The 18,359-nt window shown below is 29.5% G+C and carries 18 protein-coding genes and 2 tRNA genes; 5 read left to right on the top strand and 15 right to left on the bottom strand.

Annotated features, from left to right (window positions below):
- The first annotated feature begins 105 nt into the window (after positions 1 to 105).
- The 3 genes from Q1A46_RS06120 to Q1A46_RS06110 are packed head-to-tail and all read left to right on the top strand — an operon-like array spanning position 106 to position 2,255.
- Complete coding sequence (locus Q1A46_RS06120; RefSeq protein WP_299675328.1) at positions 106 to 528, top strand: response regulator; 423 nt, start codon at positions 106 to 108, stop codon at positions 526 to 528.
- A 3-nt stretch (positions 529 to 531) separates the two neighbouring features.
- A complete protein-coding gene (locus Q1A46_RS06115) occupies positions 532 to 1,071 on the top strand; it encodes a heme NO-binding domain-containing protein (protein ID WP_299675325.1) in 540 nt (179 codons plus the stop codon).
- Positions 1,068 to 2,255 (top strand): ATP-binding protein, encoded by a 1,188-nt coding sequence (locus Q1A46_RS06110; protein WP_299675322.1) that lies wholly within the window; start codon positions 1,068 to 1,070, stop codon positions 2,253 to 2,255. The genes Q1A46_RS06115 and Q1A46_RS06110 overlap by 4 nt, the downstream gene beginning before the upstream one ends.
- 287 nt (positions 2,256 to 2,542) lie before the next feature.
- On the opposite strand, the gene Q1A46_RS06105 is transcribed toward Q1A46_RS06110, so the two are convergent.
- From Q1A46_RS06105 to Q1A46_RS06090, 4 genes are all read right to left on the bottom strand, one after another.
- Positions 2,543 to 2,625: transfer RNA gene (locus Q1A46_RS06105), tRNA-Tyr, on the bottom strand.
- 42 nt (positions 2,626 to 2,667) lie between these two features.
- Positions 2,668 to 2,740: transfer RNA gene (locus Q1A46_RS06100), tRNA-Lys, on the bottom strand.
- A gap of 114 nt (positions 2,741 to 2,854) precedes the next feature.
- Positions 2,855 to 3,619: an ABC transporter ATP-binding protein gene (locus Q1A46_RS06095; RefSeq protein ID WP_299675319.1), complete on the bottom strand. Its 765-nt coding sequence runs from the start codon at positions 3,617 to 3,619 to the stop codon at positions 2,855 to 2,857.
- Positions 3,620 to 3,621: 2 nt separating this feature from the next.
- Positions 3,622 to 4,362, bottom strand: coding sequence for an ABC transporter permease (locus Q1A46_RS06090; RefSeq protein WP_299675316.1), 741 nt, complete (start codon positions 4,360 to 4,362; stop codon positions 3,622 to 3,624).
- A 143-nt stretch (positions 4,363 to 4,505) separates the two neighbouring features.
- Here Q1A46_RS06090 and pafA point away from each other — a divergent pair, with 143 nt between their 5' ends.
- Entirely contained in the window at positions 4,506 to 6,158 is a 1,653-nt protein-coding gene (gene pafA, locus Q1A46_RS06085) for an alkaline phosphatase PafA (protein ID WP_299675312.1), read from the top strand.
- Between the two features lie 28 nt (positions 6,159 to 6,186).
- Here the strand turns inward: pafA and Q1A46_RS06080 are convergent, their stop codons facing one another.
- The 6 genes from Q1A46_RS06080 to Q1A46_RS06055 form a co-directional block, all read right to left on the bottom strand.
- Positions 6,187 to 6,522 carry a hypothetical protein gene (locus Q1A46_RS06080; RefSeq protein WP_299675309.1) on the bottom strand — a complete coding sequence of 112 codons (336 nt, stop codon included), beginning with the start codon at positions 6,520 to 6,522 and terminating at the stop codon, positions 6,187 to 6,189.
- 197 nt (positions 6,523 to 6,719) lie between these two features.
- Positions 6,720 to 7,016: a hypothetical protein gene (locus tag Q1A46_RS06075; protein WP_299675306.1), complete on the bottom strand. Its 297-nt coding sequence runs from the start codon at positions 7,014 to 7,016 to the stop codon at positions 6,720 to 6,722.
- A 161-nt stretch (positions 7,017 to 7,177) separates the two neighbouring features.
- On the bottom strand, positions 7,178 to 7,534 hold the full coding sequence (locus Q1A46_RS06070; RefSeq protein WP_299675303.1) for a hypothetical protein: 357 nt from the start codon (positions 7,532 to 7,534) through the stop codon (positions 7,178 to 7,180).
- Positions 7,535 to 7,667: 133 nt separating this feature from the next.
- Complete coding sequence (locus tag Q1A46_RS06065) at positions 7,668 to 8,018, bottom strand: hypothetical protein (RefSeq protein ID WP_299675300.1); 351 nt, start codon at positions 8,016 to 8,018, stop codon at positions 7,668 to 7,670.
- A gap of 127 nt (positions 8,019 to 8,145) precedes the next feature.
- Positions 8,146 to 9,081: a citrulline utilization hydrolase CtlX gene (gene ctlX / locus Q1A46_RS06060; protein ID WP_299675297.1), complete on the bottom strand. Its 936-nt coding sequence runs from the start codon at positions 9,079 to 9,081 to the stop codon at positions 8,146 to 8,148.
- A gap of 32 nt (positions 9,082 to 9,113) precedes the next feature.
- Positions 9,114 to 9,401, bottom strand: a complete 288-nt coding sequence (locus Q1A46_RS06055) for a hypothetical protein (RefSeq protein ID WP_299675293.1) — start codon at positions 9,399 to 9,401, stop codon at positions 9,114 to 9,116.
- 165 nt (positions 9,402 to 9,566) lie between these two features.
- Between Q1A46_RS06055 and Q1A46_RS06050 the strand changes: the two genes are divergently transcribed.
- Positions 9,567 to 9,923 (top strand): hypothetical protein, encoded by a 357-nt coding sequence (locus Q1A46_RS06050; RefSeq protein ID WP_299675291.1) that lies wholly within the window; start codon positions 9,567 to 9,569, stop codon positions 9,921 to 9,923.
- Positions 9,924 to 9,932: 9 nt separating this feature from the next.
- Here Q1A46_RS06050 and Q1A46_RS06045 read toward each other — a convergent pair whose 3' ends face one another.
- From Q1A46_RS06045 to Q1A46_RS06025, 5 genes are all read right to left on the bottom strand, one after another.
- Positions 9,933 to 11,432: a reverse transcriptase family protein gene (locus tag Q1A46_RS06045; RefSeq protein ID WP_299675288.1), complete on the bottom strand. Its 1,500-nt coding sequence runs from the start codon at positions 11,430 to 11,432 to the stop codon at positions 9,933 to 9,935.
- 260 nt (positions 11,433 to 11,692) lie between these two features.
- A complete protein-coding gene (locus tag Q1A46_RS06040; protein ID WP_299675286.1) occupies positions 11,693 to 13,318 on the bottom strand; it encodes an SWIM zinc finger family protein in 1,626 nt (541 codons plus the stop codon).
- Between the two features lie 7 nt (positions 13,319 to 13,325).
- Positions 13,326 to 16,337 (bottom strand): WGR domain-containing protein, encoded by a 3,012-nt coding sequence (locus tag Q1A46_RS06035; protein WP_299675283.1) that lies wholly within the window; start codon positions 16,335 to 16,337, stop codon positions 13,326 to 13,328.
- Positions 16,338 to 16,419: 82 nt separating this feature from the next.
- Positions 16,420 to 17,469, bottom strand: coding sequence for a molybdopterin-synthase adenylyltransferase MoeB (moeB, locus tag Q1A46_RS06030; protein WP_299675280.1), 1,050 nt, complete (start codon positions 17,467 to 17,469; stop codon positions 16,420 to 16,422).
- On the bottom strand, positions 17,469 to 18,350 hold the full coding sequence (locus Q1A46_RS06025) for an alpha/beta hydrolase fold domain-containing protein (protein WP_299675277.1): 882 nt from the start codon (positions 18,348 to 18,350) through the stop codon (positions 17,469 to 17,471). The genes moeB and Q1A46_RS06025 overlap by 1 nt, the downstream gene beginning before the upstream one ends.
- Between the last annotated feature and the right edge of the window lie 9 nt (positions 18,351 to 18,359).

Genomic DNA, 18,359 nt, shown 5'->3' with positions numbered 1-18,359 from the left:
AAAACATTCATCTACAGTAATTAACCAATAATCTAACTTAAATCCTCATTAAACATAATCTAAAGCTCTTTAAGTAGCATTTTTTCTATTTTGCAGATGTAATTAATGATTCCCGTGATGATAATGAAAAAATTAAATATCTTATTTATAGATGATGACGAAGTAGAGAGAATGAAATTCACTAGAGTTTGTAGGCAAAGTGAACATCCAACACAAGTTACGCAAGCTACTAATGGTGAAGATGCATTAGAGAAATTAAAAAGTTCTTCATTATCTCAACTCATTTTTTTAGATTTGAATATGCCAAAAATGAATGGAATAGAATTTTTGGAAATATTAAAATCTGATGAACGATTAAAATATATTCCTATTATAATTCTTTCCAGCTCTGACAACATGCAGGATCTTAAAAGATGTTATGAACTTGGTATAGCAGGTTACATTCTAAAACCTATCCGTTACGAAGATTACAGCAAAAACATCTCTACTATGCTCGATTATTGGACTAGTAGTGAATTAGTCAGTTAAATTATGAAAGGAATCGTATTTACAGAATTCTTAGATTTGGTAGAATCTAAATTTGGTCTTGAAACAGTTCAACAAATTATTGATGAATCTGAATTAGAGTCAAACGGTGTTTACACCTCAGTTGGTACTTATAAATTTACTGAAATGGTATCTTTACTCACCAACTTAAGCAATGTAACAAAAATAGCTCCTAATGATCTTCTTAAAGTTTATGGGCTTCATTTTTTTGATGCATTAGCAAGCAACTATGGCTCTATTTTAAAATCTTACAAAGGACCAATCGAATTATTATCTTCAATAGAAGAGCACATTCATGTACAGGTTAGAAAATTATACCCAGATGCAGAATTACCACAATTTGAAACAATAGAACAAACTGACGAAAAATTAGTTTTAATCTATCGATCTTCAAGATCTCTTTACACATTTGCACACGGACTTATGGAAAAGAGCTTTGCTCATTATGGGCAAAATTGTGAAATTAAGCATGAACTAATCAAAGAAGATGGTTCTGAGGTACGATTTGAAATCTTAAAGAAATGAGTGAGGCCAAAATAGCGCTTTTAGAAAAAGCTCTTAATAGAGAAAGACAAGCTAGAAAAGCTGCTGAAAAAATTCTTGAAGACAAATCTTTAGAACTCTATCAAACTAATCAAAACTTAAGAAATGTTCTTAATGAAAAAGAAATTCATTTAGAAAGCCTTTTTAAAACTATTGTAGATCCCTACATCTTAATGGATTTATATGGTAATGTTTTAAAAATGAATGATGCTTCTCAAGCTTTTTTTGGTTACAACGACACTTTTAATGTTACTAGTACTTTATACAAGGAAGATGTAGAGTATGCTATGGAATCATATGCTACACTTTTAGAAAAAGGAACTTTTAGAAACTTTAGAGCTAGAATATACAACAGAAAAAAAGAAATAAGATGGATTGAGATAAATTCTAGTTTGGTTTATAATGATGAAGGCGAACCTGTTTTTGCTCATGGTATAGTAAGGGATATCACCGAAGATTTAATTGCTCAAAAAGAACGTGAAGAGCTTTTAAATCATTTAACCATTAGTAACAAAGAGCTTAATGATTTTGCACATGTAGTTTCTCATGATTTAAAAGCACCACTGCGAAGTATGAATACTTTGGTTACTTGGCTTCATGAAGATTTAAGTCATTTAATAAAAGATGAAGATATAGAAAAAAACTTCCAACTATTAATTAAGAAAATCGACAAAATGGATCACTTAATTAATGGTATTTTGAAATATGCTGGTGTTGACAAAGTAGAACGCTCTGAACGACAGGTTGATTTAGATTTTGTAGTTAGCGATATCACAGAAACTATTCACGTACCTTCTCATGTTAAAATACATGTTCCAGAGAAATTACCTACAATTCGTGGTGATAAGTTTAGATTACACCAACTCTTCCAAAACTTAATTAGCAATGCTGTTAAATATGCTAAAGAAGAAGACGGATTAGTAACTGTTAGTTACCAAGACAAAGGTGATAATTGGGAATTTAGAATTCAAGACAACGGTAAGGGAATAAAAGAAAAATATCATAAAAAGATTTTCGACATCTTTCAAACTCTAGATGATCATCATAATTCTACAGGTATTGGATTAGCTATTGTAACTAAGATTATCGCTTTATATAAAGGTAAAATTTGGGTAGAATCTGAATATGGACATGGAGCTACATTTATAGTTTTACTTCCTAAATAATATAAATTTCACTTTTTTTCGGTTTTCATCAGCCTTAATCTTAAGATTAAAACTTCTCAGCAACCTTTTAATAAGAGTATACAAAACCTTTAAACAACATAAATTCTACAAATTAATCGCCTTTAAAAAGCTTATATCAACTCAACTTGTACACCTGTAAAAAACTGTTCTTTTTATAATTCAAATGAAGAAAATAGAGATTTTAAAAGTTGCAGTAAAAAAAAACGCCCAACTCCCTCAAGTTAAACGCCCTTAATAAAAATCCCCTAATTAAAGTATAAATGTAGTGGGGAGAGCAGGATTCGAACCTGCGAAGTCGAAAGACAACGGAGTTACAGTCCGTCCCATTTGGCCGCTCTGGAATCTCCCCAAAATTTTCAAAGAAAAAGCCTCCCAAAAGGAAGCTTTATTGTGACCGGGCTGGGGCTCGAACCCAGGACCCTCTCCTTAAAAGGGAGATGCTCTACCAACTGAGCTACCCGGTCATTTTTTCTTAGCGGTTGCAAATATATAAAGCTTTTTTAATTCCACCAAACATATTTTCAAAAAAATAAATCTTTTTTTTCACCTAAAAAAGCATCTGTTTAAAAACCAAAAGATTAACTATCGTTTAAATATGCTTGTCTTACCTTCTTAAATAAATTAGAAGAGTAAACAAAGTCTACTACTGCCTTATTATCTGTTTTAAAAATCTCTTTACTACTACCCTCCCATGCTTTCAATCCATTCTTCAAGAAAACAATTTTATCACCTATTTCCATAACGGAATTCATATCATGTGTATTAATTACCGTTGTAATTTGATACTCTTCTGTAATCTCTTTAATTAAATTATCAATCAATATTGAAGTGCTTGGATCTAAACCAGAATTTGGTTCATCACAAAAAAGGTACTTTGGGTTCATTACTATTGCTCTTGCTATAGCAACTCTTTTTTGCATTCCTCCAGAAAGCTCTGCAGGAAATTTCATATTAGAATTTTCTAAATCTACTCTTTTTAGTACGAAATTTACTCGTTCTAACATTTCGTCTAAAGTTTGTTTTGTAAACATTTTCAACGGAAACATTACATTCTCTTCTACATTTAAAGAATCGAACAAAGCACTTCCTTGAAAAACCATTCCTAACTCTTTTCTAAACTCTCTCTTATCATCAATAGTCATTTCTGTATTAATTTGACCATTGTACACTATAGTTCCTTTTTCAGGTGTATGAAGTCCTAATAAACTTTTTAAAAAAACTGTTTTACCTGCTCCACTTTGACCAATTATTAAATTCGTCATTCCTGGTTCAAAAGAAGTCGAAATTCCTTTTAAAACTTTAGCTTCACCAAAGCTTTTATGTATATCATTCACTTTAATCATAACTATGTAAGCAACATTTGAGTTAAGAAATAGTTACAAACAACTATTACTACGATAGTCCAAACTACAGATTGGGTACTTGCTTTTCCTACTTCTAAAGAACCTCCCTTTACGTAATAACCGTGATATGATGGAACTGTAGCTATTATAAATGCAAAAACAATTGTCTTTATTAATGCATATACGACTAAGTAAGGATCAAAATCAAACTGAATTCCCATAATGTAATCTTCAACAAAAAACATATTTGTAGCCTTTCCTGCTACCCATCCTCCAAATATGGCTAAAAACATACCTAAAATCACTAAAAAAGGATAAAAGAAGATTGTTGCTAACAACTTAGGCAATACTAAATAATTTAAAGAATTAACTCCCATTATTTCTAATGCGTCAATTTGTTCTGTAACACGCATTGTTCCAATACTTGAAGTAATATAAGAACCTACTTTTCCTGCTAAAATGATAGAACAAAAAGTTGGAGCAAACTCCAAAATAACAGATCTTTTAGTAGCAAAACCAATTAACATTTTCGGAATTAAAGGATCACTAATATTTAAAGCTGTTTGTAAGGCTATTACTCCACCTATGAAGAAAGATATAAATGCAATTATACCTATAGATTTTAATCCTAACTCTTCAATTTCCCTAAACAAAGCCTCCCAAAAAACTCGAAACTTTTGTGGAGCTCTAAAAACCTGACCAAGCATCATAAAATACTTACCAACATGCTCGATATAATTCATCTAATACAATTTATTTTGCTAATGTACTAAAGAATATTCATTTGTATAAATTATACTCTAAGATTAAAAAATCATTAACACGCCTAGTTAAAGCTCTATTTTTATTAATGAATTATTTAATTTTGCTTTTCAAAATTTAAACAATGAATTATTATTTAAAACCTATTATATTTTCATTATCTATTCTGTTTTTTAGTTGTAATCAAAAAGAAAAACAAAAAGATAATTCAACTAATAAATCTAAATTGGTTATAGGTATTATTGTGGATCAAATGCGTTACGATTATTTAACTCGTTTTGAAAGTAAATATGGCAACGGTGGGTTTAAAAGATTAGTTAATAATGGATTCTCCTTAGAAAATGCCCATTTTAATTATATTCCTACATATACAGCTGTTGGACATACTTCTGTTTACACAGGTACAACTCCTAATAATCATGGAATTATTGGTAACAACTGGTACGATAAATTTGAAAAAAAATCGATTTATTGTGTTGATGACAGTAATTATAAAACTGTTGGTAACGATGGTGATGGAGGTAAAAAATCTCCATACAGAATGCTAACTACAACTGTTACTGATCAATTACGATTAGCTCAAAATATGCAGGGTAAAACTATAGGAATTGGTATTAAAGATCGTTCTGCTATTTTACCTGCCGGACATACTGCTAATGCAGCATATTGGTTTGATGGTGGTAGTAAAGGTGAATGGATTACCTCTTCTTTTTACATGAATGAATTACCAAAATGGGTTACTGATTTTAATACTTCTGGTAAAGCTGATGAATATTTAAAACAACCTTGGGAAACTCTTTATGATATTAGTACTTATACTGAAAGTATTGCTGACGATAATAATTTTGAAAAAACTTTTAAGGGAGAAGGGCGCCCTGTTTTTCCTCATGACATTCCGAACTTAAGAAGTAAAAACAACAATTATAGCATTATAAAAGCTATCCCTGCTGGAAACTCTTTAACTACTGACTTTGCTAAAGCTGCCATTATTGGAGAAAAATTAGGACAAGGTAAACACACTGATTTCTTAGCCTTAAGTTATTCTTCTACAGATTATGTTGGACATCAGTTCGGAGTTGATTCAAAAGAAATTGAAGACACATATCTTAGATTTGATAAAGAACTAGAGAGTTTATTAATATTTTTAGATGAAAAAGTAGGTAAAGATAATTATACTGTTTTCTTAACTGCAGATCATGCCGCAGTTCAAGTTCCTAACTATTTAAAATCAGTGAAAATTCCTGCAAATTATTTAAGCGGAAAAAAACTTCTAGACTACGTAAATGATATTACTAAGAAATATTTTAAGTCTAACGATTTCATTGAAAATATATCTAATTTTCAGATATTCCTTAACAAAGAAAATATCGAAAAGAAAAAACTAACTGTAAAAGAAGTAGCAGAAGTGATTAGTGAAAATGTGATTAATTACAAAGGAATTTATAAATCTATTACGGCTTCAACTTTGCAAAACACTCAATTTAACTCTGGTATTTTAAGTCATTTACAAAATGGGTATAACCAGAAATTTTCGGGAGATGTTTTGTTAATTCCAAATCCTTCTACAATTATATATCCAAAGAAGGGATCTACTCATGGTTCTGGTTACTCATATGACACTCATGTTCCTATTATATTTTATGGAAACGGAATCTCAAACGGAAATTCTAAAGAGTATTTTGAAGTGATTGATATTGCACCTACGATTTCTAATTTGTTAAGAATTGAATTTCCAAATGGATCGACAGGAAAGGTTATTGAGAAAGCATTAAAATAAAAAAAAGAGTACCCAAGGGTGCTCTTTTTTATTCTTTTGTAGTACAAGTTTCATCTGTGTGACTGTAACATTTATTTTCTGTTCTTCTTTTATTTCTGAATCTTAATCGTTTTTTATTTTGTACGATTCTTTGTAGATCTGCTATTGTTCTTATATTTTTATTTACCTTTTTGTTCTTAGTAATCTTTTTTGACTTGACAGTCTTTTTTTCAGGGAATTTAATTGTACTTAAATCATCTGTAGAATTCTCTTCTATGTATTCTACCCCATTACTTTTAGTTACTTTTTGTGCCTTCGATTGCTGAATACCTAAAACTAATACTACTGCTAGGGGAATTAGTATATTTTTAATTTTTGAGTTCATAATAATTAACTTTTATCTGGTTAAACTTCTAATTATTTAATATCAGCATGCTTATTATAATAGTCTCATAATTCTCAATAACTTTACAAAAAAGAATAAATTTTTCTTATACCAATCATCTAGTCCTAACAAAATCAATGGATTTAGCACAATAAAAAAACCACCATTTAGGTGGTTTTTAAGAATATTTTGGTTTGTTATTTTTTATCTTTTAAATTGGACTGTCTTTTTTTTCTATATCTGAGTGATACTTTTTCATTCTTTCGCTCGTATATATTTTCAATTTTGACTAGAACGTCTTTTGTACCATGTTTTACTTTTTTTATCTTAACATTCATCACGAAAGAAGGTCGATCGACACTATTAATACTTTCTTGAGTTTTATCTTGTAAATACTCCAATCCATTTTCTTGGATTATTTTTTGCGCATTACCAACTCCAATACTTAAAGTTAAAATTAGTACGATCTTTCTGAAATGTAGTTTTCTTCTCATCTTTCTTTGATTATTGTTTCACATACTTAAATGTAACTTTAAGTTTCTAGCAGATTACAGCAAGATCGATGAATGGAAATTTAGTATCGGTGAATGGTATTAATTTTCATCTTAAATAGACCCCGTTAAATAAAAAAAGCTACCTTATGGTAGCTTTTGATTTATTTTTTCTTCGGTTTAGATGAATCGCATTGCTTCTTTTTTTCATCTTTGACACATTTATTTGCATCGGATTTTCTCTTATTTCTAAACCTTAATTTTTTCTTTTTAAGTGAAGCTTTACTTAACTTTTTAATAGCTAATGCCTCCTTACTTAATTTCTTACTCTTTTTGGCTTTTCCCTTTACTGTAACTGTATTAGAAGGTGCTGTGATCGAGTTTAAACCTCCATCTTCTTCTGAATCTTCAAGGTATTCTACGCCATGTTTAACTACTACTTTTTTTTGAGAAAAAGCTTCTTGGGAATTTATAAATAGTAAAATGATTACTACTAATAACAGGGGATTTTTAGCATACATAATTCATTAATTTGGGGATACATCTAAATTACGAAAAAAATCGCCTTAAAAAAAGTAAATATCGATAAAGCGCACTATTGTATCGATGAATGGTTCAAATTAAAAAAAAGACCTATAAACGAACTCTTTTAAATTATTCAGCTTTCTTTTTCATTGATTTACAGTTGTTTTCAGTCTCTTTATAGCATTTAGATGACTTAACTACTCTTTTTTTTCTAAATCGTAATACTGTTTTTCTTTTTTGTGATACTTTCTTAATACTTTCAATAGTAGCAGAACTAATCACTTTTTTGTTTTTCTTTTTCTTTACTTTAATATGTAATGTTTGACTAGGTGCTTCTATAGAACTTAAATCTTCTGATACATCTTCCTTTTCTAAGTATTCTACTCCATTTTTAACTACAACTTTTTGAGCAGCTACAGTTTTCATTCCTATTAATAATGAAAACATTAAAACTGGTATTAATTTTATTTTTAGAGTCATAGTTATAAATTTTAATTACACTATTATGACACCATTTTTATTCATAAGTCACATTAATATCTGAAATACACTAAAATTAACATCTACTGAAAAAGAAAATCCGCTATTAAAGCGGATTTTTGTTTGTTTATTGTTTTGGTAAGAAAACTTCTGCCATCATACATCTGGCACTTCCGCCTCCACAGCCTTCAATTACATCTAAAGAACTAGATATAATTTTGCAATGTTTTTCTATTTTGTTTACTTGATCTTTAGTTAAACAATCAAAAGCTGCTTGACTCATTACTAAAAATCTTTCATCATCTTTCCCTTTTACTTGCAACATGTTTCCAGCAAAATTATTCACTTGAGCTTCTGTAATGTCTATTACTTCTTTTCCATCTTCCTTTAAATGTTTAACGACATTTTTTCTTTCTTTCTTATCATCTATAGAAGCTAAACAAATCACAGCAAAGGTTTCAGCTAAACACATCATAACATTAGTATGATAAATTGCTTTTCTTTCATTGTTTACCGTTTGATTTGCTGTAAATACCACTGGTGTATACTCAAAATCTTCACAAAACTCTATAAACAATTCTTCATCTGCCCTAGGTGATAAAGCACAATATGCTTTTTTATTCACCCTATCTAACAATAAGCTTCCTGTTCCTTCTAAAAACACTTGCTCTTCTTCTGCAGAAGTGTAATCAACAACATTTTCGATCACAAATCCTTGTTCCTCAAGAATCTCTAATATATCTTCCCTTCTCTCTAATCTTCTATTTTCAGCAAACATTGGATACAAGGCTACTGTTCCATCTTGATGAAAAGATATCCAGTTATTAGGAAATATAGAATCTGGTGTGTCTGAATCGTCAGTATCAGAAACAACAATTACGTTAACTCCGTAACTTCTTAATTTCTCTACATAATTATCGAACTCTTGTTGTGCTTTTGCGTTAACTGTAGACGGCAAAACATTATCTAATACCTTTTGATAATAGTTATTTACTGCCGTTTGTTCGTTCATCCTAAAACCAATAGGACGAATCATTAGAATCGTATTGGTAGTTTGTTTCATGCCAGCAAAAGTAATTCTTTTAGTTTTTTAATCTACTGCTGGTATACGTTATTTTTCTTTTCTAATTCTTTTATTCTTTCTTTTTGGGCTAACAGTAATTTAAATATCTGAGATTGCCTCTTTTCATATTTTATTGAAGTAATTACTACTTTTTTACTATTAGGAACTTTTTTTAACTTAATTTTTAAAACATATTCTGGCCTAATAGAATCTGAAATATTATTTCTATTCTTAATTTGTTTTTTGTCTCCATTTTGAGCAAATAAAGTTGATACACTAAATGCAATAAAAAATAACGAGAAGTAAATGTTTTTAGCCATAATATCAACTTTAGATTTATTTACGTTTGAATATAGCTTTTTTTACATAGAATTAACATATGTTAAAGATTAATTGCAGTTTTACACCCATAAAAGGGGATAAACACTCTTTAAACAGATCTAAATATAGGTCGTTATATTTGTCATCTATTTTATTCAATAAATATGACTGTAAAAGATCTTGTTGGGAATTTTTCTATTATTGGTTCAAATCAAAATGATAGTGATTCAACTTATAAAGGTATTTTAACTTTAAAATTAAATGATTATCAACAGATTTTAGCAGATTGGACAATCAACAACGATCAAAAACAAAAAGGAATCGGATTTTTTAAAGACAATATCTTAGTTATAAATTTTGAATACGAAGGGAATGACTCCTCTACTTATAAAGGTGTAGTAGTATATCGATGCTTAACGAAAGATATATTAGATGGATTTTGGTCTGAGGAATTTGGAAATCCATTTTTTTTAGGTTCTGAACGTTGTTTTAGGATAAAAGATACTATTCGTTTGGACTAACTTAATCGATTACTTTTTAAAAAAAGAACTTATCTTCTTAAAAATACTTCCAATTTTAGATCTAGAATCTTTTTTCTCTTTTACAAACTTGGCTTTATGTTGTTCTTTATATTCATATTTATTTAAAATATTTTTGACTCTTTCTTTATAAACTTCCCCTTTCAACTTATCTACCTGATAAACATAATTTGCGAAACCATCTATTTCAGCAAGAACATTTGCTCCACCATTCCAAGTTTTCCCCTCTAAACCTTCATTTTCAATTTGAAATAATAAAGCTCTAAATCTTTTTAAAGATTTTTTATTAATATTTATTTTTTCATTTACAACAATACCAGTTACTTCTTGTCTCTGATTTTGTTTCATCACTCTAAGTTTATCGGGATGTAATTTAAAATTCTCTTCTCTAATTATTTTTTTAGAATATTTTAAAACTGCTGTGATATTTGGAAATTGTTCAAGATCACCTGAAAACGTAATGTCATCTACATAACGAGAAAAAGTGAAACCATATTTTTTTGCTAGTCCGTCTAATCTAAAATCTAGTTTTTTACATAAAATATTAGTTATAGCTGGACTACATGGAGAACCTTGAGGAAGGTAACGATCGCCTCGTTGCGTGTAATAATTTTCCCCAAGCAAACTAATATCTAATATTTTTGGTTCTGAACATAATAATGCAAAAACAACAGATAATTGTTCTGAATATCCTAACGATTTATATACTCCCTTAATTCTATTATATGTTACTGATGGAAAAAAGTTTTGAAGATCTTGATTTATAACTACTGCTTTATTCACATGTAAAGCCGCATTACTAACTATTGATCTTTTTTGGACACATCCGTGAGCTTTTTCATGTACCGTTACTTTATTTAAAATATTTTCTAAAATAAAGTGTTGCGCCTTTTTTAAACGAGGCATTGGAGCAGAAATTAACCTGAAGCCTCCTGTTTTTTTAGCTACTTTAAATCTCTTGTAATGTGAAATTTTTGAATTCTTTCTCGAAAAAGCTAAAAATCTAAGTTCATTAACAGAAATCCCCATAGCCTTGGCTAAATCTTTAACCGAGCTGTATAATGGTAATCCATTCTTATTAAGCCTATCAATATTTGAATCAGTATGATTTAATTGATGAGAAAAACCTTTTCCCAAATAAATAATATCCTCTTCTTTGGTTTGTTTCCACTTTTCAGCTTTTGCTCTCCTTAACTCTTCTCTTCTTAACTTAGTTTCCTTTTGTCTTTCTTTAGACAGTTTCTTTCGTTCTGAATGCTTTCTAGCAATAAAAGCTTCAGTATCTGTAAGATTTTTTTGTTCTCTGGTTAACTTATGAAGTTTATTAGAAAGCTCTCTTTCTTCTTTTAAAAACGCATTCACTTTTTCAAAATCTACACTTCCTTCTTTCCAAAAACCTAAACGTTTCATTTCAGAAAGTATATATTCATCTTTCGATGATTCTTTGATTTTATCGTAAATCTCTTGTTTTCTCGTAGCTGAATTATTCATAAACAAAAAGGTAGCAATAAGATGTATTTTTTAGTTTCCCTTCGTACGATTCTAAAGACTGAATTGAACAACTCCAGTGAAATAGGTACTATAGTACTATTTCACTTCGCAGAAGTATAACCGGAAATGGTACTATAGTACCTATTTCACAAGTTAAGTTCGAGTCAGTGACGCGTTCGGTATCTGTGTGCAAGATTGGCGATACACCAATCGGGTTGCAAGGTTTTTATCTTATTACTACCAAGGTTTAAATATATTAATTAATCTTTATCAAATGTTATTCTTGTAGCTAAAATATGCTCACAAGGTCCTTTTGTCATCTTATTTTTGCAGTAAAAACTACATGTACATGAAGCGTCCTCTATTTGTAAGTCATTATTAATAATAACTTTAGTATCGTAACGATTATCAACAGTAGCTGTTATTTTAATTTTTCTATTTTCTTCTACTTTTAAATTTTTAACAGCTCCTGATTCCATTAATCGGTATGCCTCTTTATCAATTTCACTTGAAAAACGAAGTTCCTCAATATTTATTCCATCTCTTTTAAGTTCTCTAATTCGGTAAACCTGATTTTTTAAATCATAAACGATTTTTCCAGCTTGTGTAAAAGTTTGTAACGCCTGTTGAACTGAAAATTTATCTATTCCTAAATTTTCAGTTAATTTCTGAGATGTATTAAACCAATCTTTACGTAAAGCTAAATAAATACTTTGCATAGTGGTTGCTGACACTTTCTGCCTAGGAGAAAGTAAATCTAGACTTGTAGATTTTGTCCAATCGTTAGCCGTCCAACCTGATAATCCTAATGTAAAATACATTTCATTAGTTAAATGTGCTATGTAAAAAGAAGGCATACCTGTTCCTAACAAGTGAACAGTAAACTTGTTTGTAATAGGTAGTAAACGCTCAAGTAATGTTATTCTTCTTCTTCCCCAAACTCTTATTTCATGTTTTTCATTACCTGTATATATAGACTGAGAACATACAATCTCAATATTCCACGGTTCAAAAACTGCCACAATTGGTTTACCTGGCTCTAAAACATATTTTATAGCTCTTGGTCCTGTTTTCTCTTTATGTCTTTTTAAAACTGATATAAAATTAGTTATATCTATAGGATGCAAATCAAAAGTTACTTTATCATTCGTCATTGCAGTACTTACCTGTAAAAATCCTCTTACCCAGCTATCTGGTAAATCTATTTTTACTTCTCTGTAAGCGGTTTCACCTGTCGTTTGCACATCAAATCCTCCAGGATCTACTTTAAAGTTTGTTTCTTTATATGTTCTTATTTTTTGAAATTCATTATATAATTTCTTGGAATAGTCAATGTTTGTTGTTCCGCATTTAAAATCACTTATCGAATTAAATACATCATAGCCACAAGATAACTTTCCATAAACCGATTCATCTTTACTAAAACACTCAAAGAAAATTTGATCTGGATGAACAGTAATCACAGGATCTAACACAAACCAAGCTGCATAGTCTCTTACAAATAAATATTTAAAATATTTTCGTTGTGCTTCGTAATACGGTTTAGTAATTACATCTCGTTTAGAACGTAATTCTTTTAGTTGCTCTTGTAAATTCTTTATTTCTTCCTTTACAGAAACCAAATTTGCAGAAGCTTCTGCTACCCATATATCCTCTTTACTTTTTAACCATGCCAAATATTCGGTATTATCTTTAGGCTGAAAATTAAAATCTGCTGTAACGACGTGATGTAAAGCTGAAATAGCTTCTCTAAAAGGAATTTTCTTATCTAGAGTACCTACAAAATAAGTTGGATCTCTTAACACATCTGGAGCAAAACTTACTCCTGTTGACGAAGCATTATTCTGAACAGAACTATTACCGCTATATTTAAAATTAAACTTCATTCTTTTTCTAAATTTCTTTTATTATTAGCGGAACTTCTATGTCGTTATAAGTCTCCGTTATCATTAACAAAATATCTAAGATATAATCTCTGTCTGTAATTGTTTTAGACCCTAAAACAGATGTCAAAATACGAATCGACATTAAAGCAACTTCTTTATATTTTTTAGATTCCTGTTCTAAAAAAGAATAAACTCTTGTTTTAGTTGACCTGTTAGTATTGATATAAAACAACGTTGTCTTAAAATAACTTTCTAACTTTAAAATTACTGGAACATTATCTGTTGCGTATTCTTTTAAATAGTTCGTTACAAAGAATTGCATTTCTTTAGTTGGATGTTCTTGTAATTTCAATAATAGAGGCAATCCTTTTTCTTCTGAAAAATGTTTAGTTATTAAACTTCTTCCAAAAGATTGCACACGTTCTTTAACATGATCACATACATAAACCAACATATCTACTGTCCAATTTTTAGTATCTATATGTTTATCGAAATAATCACATGCCCATACTACAACATCTTCCCAATTAGAATTAAATATTTTTAATGAAGTTTCTAACTCATAATTAATTCTTGGAATATTTTTTTCGAAATATTCATACATCAACTTTCTAACAGCAATTACATCGCTATCTGAAAGACGGATTACTTCATTCATTTCTAAAGTACTTAACGACACTCTTTTTTGAAACAAAGGAGTTCCTAATTTCTGAGCAAATTCATATTTAGATAAGACTAACTCTATTAACTGCTTCTTTGAAAGCTCTTTTAAATCTTCACCATAAATATCAATTAATAACTCATAACTATTTTGATGAATTCCTTCATACACTTCTGCTTCTGAGATCTGTAAAAGCAACTGATTTAATAAACTTTTTTTGAATACGCCATCTAATTTTACAAGCTTATGTATACTTGGTTGAATAGCTTTTCTTATTTCTTCATATTCAGAAAAACAATACATTACTAAATGCTGTTTATTTTCTAATAAAAAGACATCCGGAAAGTGTGCTAGAATTTCTACTCCTACTTTTCTTAAAGCTGAATCATCTGATATAATATACTCGCTATAAGTATCTTTAAACAATTCGTAAACAGAAACATTAGCGTGTTTAGCTAAATTGATTGCAAAGAGTTTATTAGAAATTGAACTAGAACTTGCTAATTCTATAATTTTCTCTTTAGTTATATTTTCAATTAATGTTCCGAATTTAGTATTCCCTATTAATTCATTTATCTGATTTAAAAATAAATATGAGAAATTTGATGGTATTGCAAATAAAGCACTTAATGAAGCTAATGCAATCTTATTTTCATACTTCACTGTTTCAATAAATAATTCAGATAAATAATTAATTACTCTTACCTCATCTGTATGTAATAACTCTACTATAAAAGTAACATCGGACAAATATGTAGTTTCAAATTTCTGTAACCAGCCTAAAGCTAGTGTTATTGCTTTATTATTTTTAGACTTTAATAAATTAATTAATATTACGTTTTCAGGCTTATCTTCTTTATATTTTTCTTCTAAAAAAGAAGTTATTAGATTTAATACTTCCTCTTGAGAATGCTGTAACAATTTTAATAAATTTTCATTGGAAATTGAATTTAAGAAATTCGGATTATCATTAATTATACGTAATGCAAAATTAATAGCAATAGTACTTTTAGCATTCGCTAAAATATATAAAACCTCTTCTGGTTTATCATTCCATAATTCAGGGAAAATTTCTTCTCTGGAAGCTGTGTTTTTTTCTTCTTCTGAAAAAAAGATTTGATGTTGATCACTAAATCTATTTGAATTTCCATACAACACATACATTAATCCTAAGTAGTTAGAATACGCTGGATAAAAACTCTTCACTGTTTCGTAACGTCTAGTTTCTGAATTGTAATTATAGTTATAATCTACTCTTTCACTAACACGATCATTATCATCATTTAATGCACATAGCATTCCCGTCGCGAATTTCACATAACTTTCTTTTTTTGCAATACTTAAATTATATATTTTCTTGTAACTATTCTTAATAAAGTATTGCTTCGTTTTTCCTGAAAAGGCAACTCCTGGGTTTTTCTTTTGTTTTTCTTCTTGAGCAGAAACCCATTGATTTCCTACATAAAAATAATCCGATGTATAACCCGCGTTGCTTACTGCCATTCGTTTCGATAATAATCCAAAGAACATCGCGTCTTCAGTAATTACTGAAGTTCTGTACATATATCTAATAGACTTAAATATATTTACCTTTAATGGTAACTGCTCTACAATTGAATATAATTGTTCTCGGTAAGCAGTTTCTTTGTAAGAAAATAAATATGCATAATACAATAACATTGGATCCCTAGGTTTTTCACCTAAAAGTTGCATAGGTAAATTTTGAATTTGTTCTGAAGTGATATACTCTTTAACTAGTTCATGAAGTTCTTCTTTTTCAGAAGCGCTTCCAAATTTCAGAATATATGCACTAGCTATTCTTCCTGTTATTGTTTGAAATTTCTTTTCTTTTAATACTTTTAAAATCGTTGATGTGTATTCGGAAACCTCGAAATGACTTAAAGCCGCTATTGCATTATACTGTTCAAATTCATCTTTTGATGTGATAAATTGACTTACTAACGGAACTGCTTCTTTAATTTGAAGTACTGTAGTTCGAGAAATTATTTTTGAAACTTTCCAACTTCGAGTATAAGTTCCTGACAAGGCTTGTTTAAGATACTTAAGAATCGTATCCTTTTGTATTGTATTCTCTTCTTTATGAACTTCTTTAATAGTTCCTAAATCTTCTGAATATCCTTTTTTTTCTTTACTCTCAACTAATTTAGAAAAAATACTTTCTGCTTCTTCTAGAGACACAGGAAAAACAGTTTTTGTACCTTCTCTTAAGTTTGCACCTCTTCTACCATATCTGAAATTAACCACGAACAATTCTTGGCTTTCACATAAATCTACCTCATAAACTTTATCTGACTTTCCTTCTGAGAAGTATAGCGTTTTTTGTTTAATTAATTTCAAGTCTTACATTTTTTGGAGTTTAAATATATAAAATCCATTCGTATGATTAAGACTTTTCTGGAATAGAAATTAATTCATTTTTTTAAAGTCCATTCTTCAAATTAATAAAGTTTCCTTGTAATTCTTGCTCTTGTAAAAAATCGATAGCTCTGGCACTACGCATTCCTGATTTACAATACACAACTAGTGGTTTAGATGTATCGATTTCAGAAAAACGATTAGGTAATTCTCCTAATGGAATATGTTGCCCGCCAATATGATGCTGTTCACGTTCCCAATTTTCACGTACATCTAACAAATTGTATTTTGTTAGATTCTGATTCAAATCTTCAAGAGTTATTTCGTCTTCAATAATCGTAACTCCACAAAATGCTTCATAATTTTCATCTAAAATAGTTACTTCAGATCTCTCAGTTTTACTGTAGTTCAACACTAATTGACGCATCGACAAAACGTCTAACACTAATAATTTATTTGCAAGTACCTCACCTAAACCAATAATCATTTTAAGCACTTCATTTGCTTGTAAGCTTCCTATAATTCCTGGTAAAACTCCTAAAACACCAATTTCAGAACAATTAGGAACATCTTTTGGGTTTGGTGGAGTCGGATATAAACACCTATATGTTGCACTTCCTTTATAGTTAAAAACACTTACTTGACCTTCAAACTTAAAGATAGATCCATAAACTAAAGGTTTGTTGGTAATTACAGCAACGTCATTGGATAAATATCGAGTATGAAAATTATCACTCCCATCTACAATAATATCATATTTCTCGAATAACTCAATCGCATTATGCTTTGTTAACTGCTCTTTATATATCTTAAAATTGATAAAAGGATTTAATTTTGATAATCGATTTGCAGCTGTTTCAGCTTTAGATTTTCCAACGTCTTCAATAGTATACAAAATCTGACGCTGCAAATTGGTTTGATCTACAACATCATCATCAATAACACCAATTGTTCCAATTCCTGCGGCTGTTAAATATTGTAAAACAGGACAGCCTAAACCTCCAGCCCCAATGACTAAAACTTTAGCTTGTTTTAATTTTATTTGTCCTTCTTCTCCTATTTCTTCTAAAATAAGATGACGGTTATATTGTTTTTGTTCTTCTCTAGTTAGCATTACTCTTTTATACTTTCAATAATTTGTTGTAAAGCTTTTTTTGCTTGTGGTAAAACTGGTAGTAACGGATAAATATGAGGCATTTTAGCTCCATCTATAAGTTTTACATCTACCTCTTCTTCTTGCATTTTCTGAACTCCAATTTTTGCATCTGGATACATAATATCATATGCTCCAATATAAATCTCTGTTTTAGGAAATCCTTTAAACGTTCCATATAAAGGAGAAATGATTTTGTCTTTTAAATCTAAACCATTTGCACACATCTCTTTTGCAGAAAGTATTCCCGATACATTTAACATTGGATCTTTTTCAGCTATGCTTTCTATTTCAGGGTTTGACATACTCGCATCAAAAACCGGAGTAATTAAAATTAATTGTTTAGGAATTTCTTTTTTCTTTTCTAGAAGCCTTTGCGTTAAAGTCATAATTAAATTCCCTCCAACTGAATCTCCTATCAAAGTAATATTTTCAGATAAAGCCAAAGTTTGAGTTGCAAACTCGTAAACCCAATCTATGTTTTGACAAATTTGATGAATGTTATATTCTGGGGCTTTAGGATAATCTATTAACCATAATTCTTTGCCTGTATGCTTTACTATTTTTTCTATAGCATTCCAATGATGTTCAGCTGGGCCAGAAATAAAAGCACCTCCATGTATAAAAATTATTAAATCCTTACTGGTGGTATTCGGCTTTTTTATTTTATAAACCTTATTATCATCTAAATCTAAACTCTCAACTAAAAACTTTTTTGATAAACTTTTAGGTGGTAATTTTCTATCTGACTTTCTTAACTTTTTATAATCAACAGGATTCTTTGAAAATATCTTTTTGATTCCCATCAATCGAATAATTAAAAAAGTAAGATTTCTTAGCATTTATGAATT

The sequence above is a fragment of the uncultured Tenacibaculum sp. genome (assembly GCF_947502995.1).
In the GTDB taxonomy this organism is placed as follows: domain Bacteria; phylum Bacteroidota; class Bacteroidia; order Flavobacteriales; family Flavobacteriaceae; genus Polaribacter.
This window is presented reverse-complemented; position numbering and strand designations above follow the sequence as displayed.

Bases quoted from the DNA above. Each gene is read 5' to 3' on its own strand.
- Q1A46_RS06120 (WP_299675328.1), top strand. From the start codon at position 106: ATGATTCCCGTGATGATAATGAAAAAATTAAATATCTTATTTATAGAT.
- Q1A46_RS06115 (WP_299675325.1), top strand. From the start codon at position 532: ATGAAAGGAATCGTATTTACAGAATTCTTAGATTTGGTAGAATCTAAA.
- Q1A46_RS06110 (WP_299675322.1), top strand. From the start codon at position 1,068: ATGAGTGAGGCCAAAATAGCGCTTTTAGAAAAAGCTCTTAATAGAGAA.
- Q1A46_RS06095 (WP_299675319.1), bottom strand. From the start codon at position 3,619: ATGATTAAAGTGAATGATATACATAAAAGCTTTGGTGAAGCTAAAGTT.
- Q1A46_RS06090 (WP_299675316.1), bottom strand. From the start codon at position 4,362: ATGAATTATATCGAGCATGTTGGTAAGTATTTTATGATGCTTGGTCAG.
- pafA (WP_299675312.1), top strand. From the start codon at position 4,506: ATGAATTATTATTTAAAACCTATTATATTTTCATTATCTATTCTGTTT.
- Q1A46_RS06080 (WP_299675309.1), bottom strand. From the start codon at position 6,522: ATGAACTCAAAAATTAAAAATATACTAATTCCCCTAGCAGTAGTATTA.
- Q1A46_RS06075 (WP_299675306.1), bottom strand. From the start codon at position 7,016: ATGAGAAGAAAACTACATTTCAGAAAGATCGTACTAATTTTAACTTTA.
- Q1A46_RS06070 (WP_299675303.1), bottom strand. From the start codon at position 7,534: ATGTATGCTAAAAATCCCCTGTTATTAGTAGTAATCATTTTACTATTT.
- Q1A46_RS06065 (WP_299675300.1), bottom strand. From the start codon at position 8,018: ATGACTCTAAAAATAAAATTAATACCAGTTTTAATGTTTTCATTATTA.
- ctlX (WP_299675297.1), bottom strand. From the start codon at position 9,081: ATGAAACAAACTACCAATACGATTCTAATGATTCGTCCTATTGGTTTT.
- Q1A46_RS06055 (WP_299675293.1), bottom strand. From the start codon at position 9,401: ATGGCTAAAAACATTTACTTCTCGTTATTTTTTATTGCATTTAGTGTA.
- Q1A46_RS06050 (WP_299675291.1), top strand. From the start codon at position 9,567: ATGACTGTAAAAGATCTTGTTGGGAATTTTTCTATTATTGGTTCAAAT.
- Q1A46_RS06045 (WP_299675288.1), bottom strand. From the start codon at position 11,432: ATGAATAATTCAGCTACGAGAAAACAAGAGATTTACGATAAAATCAAA.
- Q1A46_RS06040 (WP_299675286.1), bottom strand. From the start codon at position 13,318: ATGAAGTTTAATTTTAAATATAGCGGTAATAGTTCTGTTCAGAATAAT.
- moeB (WP_299675280.1), bottom strand. From the start codon at position 17,469: ATGCTAACTAGAGAAGAACAAAAACAATATAACCGTCATCTTATTTTA.
- Q1A46_RS06025 (WP_299675277.1), bottom strand. From the start codon at position 18,350: ATGCTAAGAAATCTTACTTTTTTAATTATTCGATTGATGGGAATCAAA.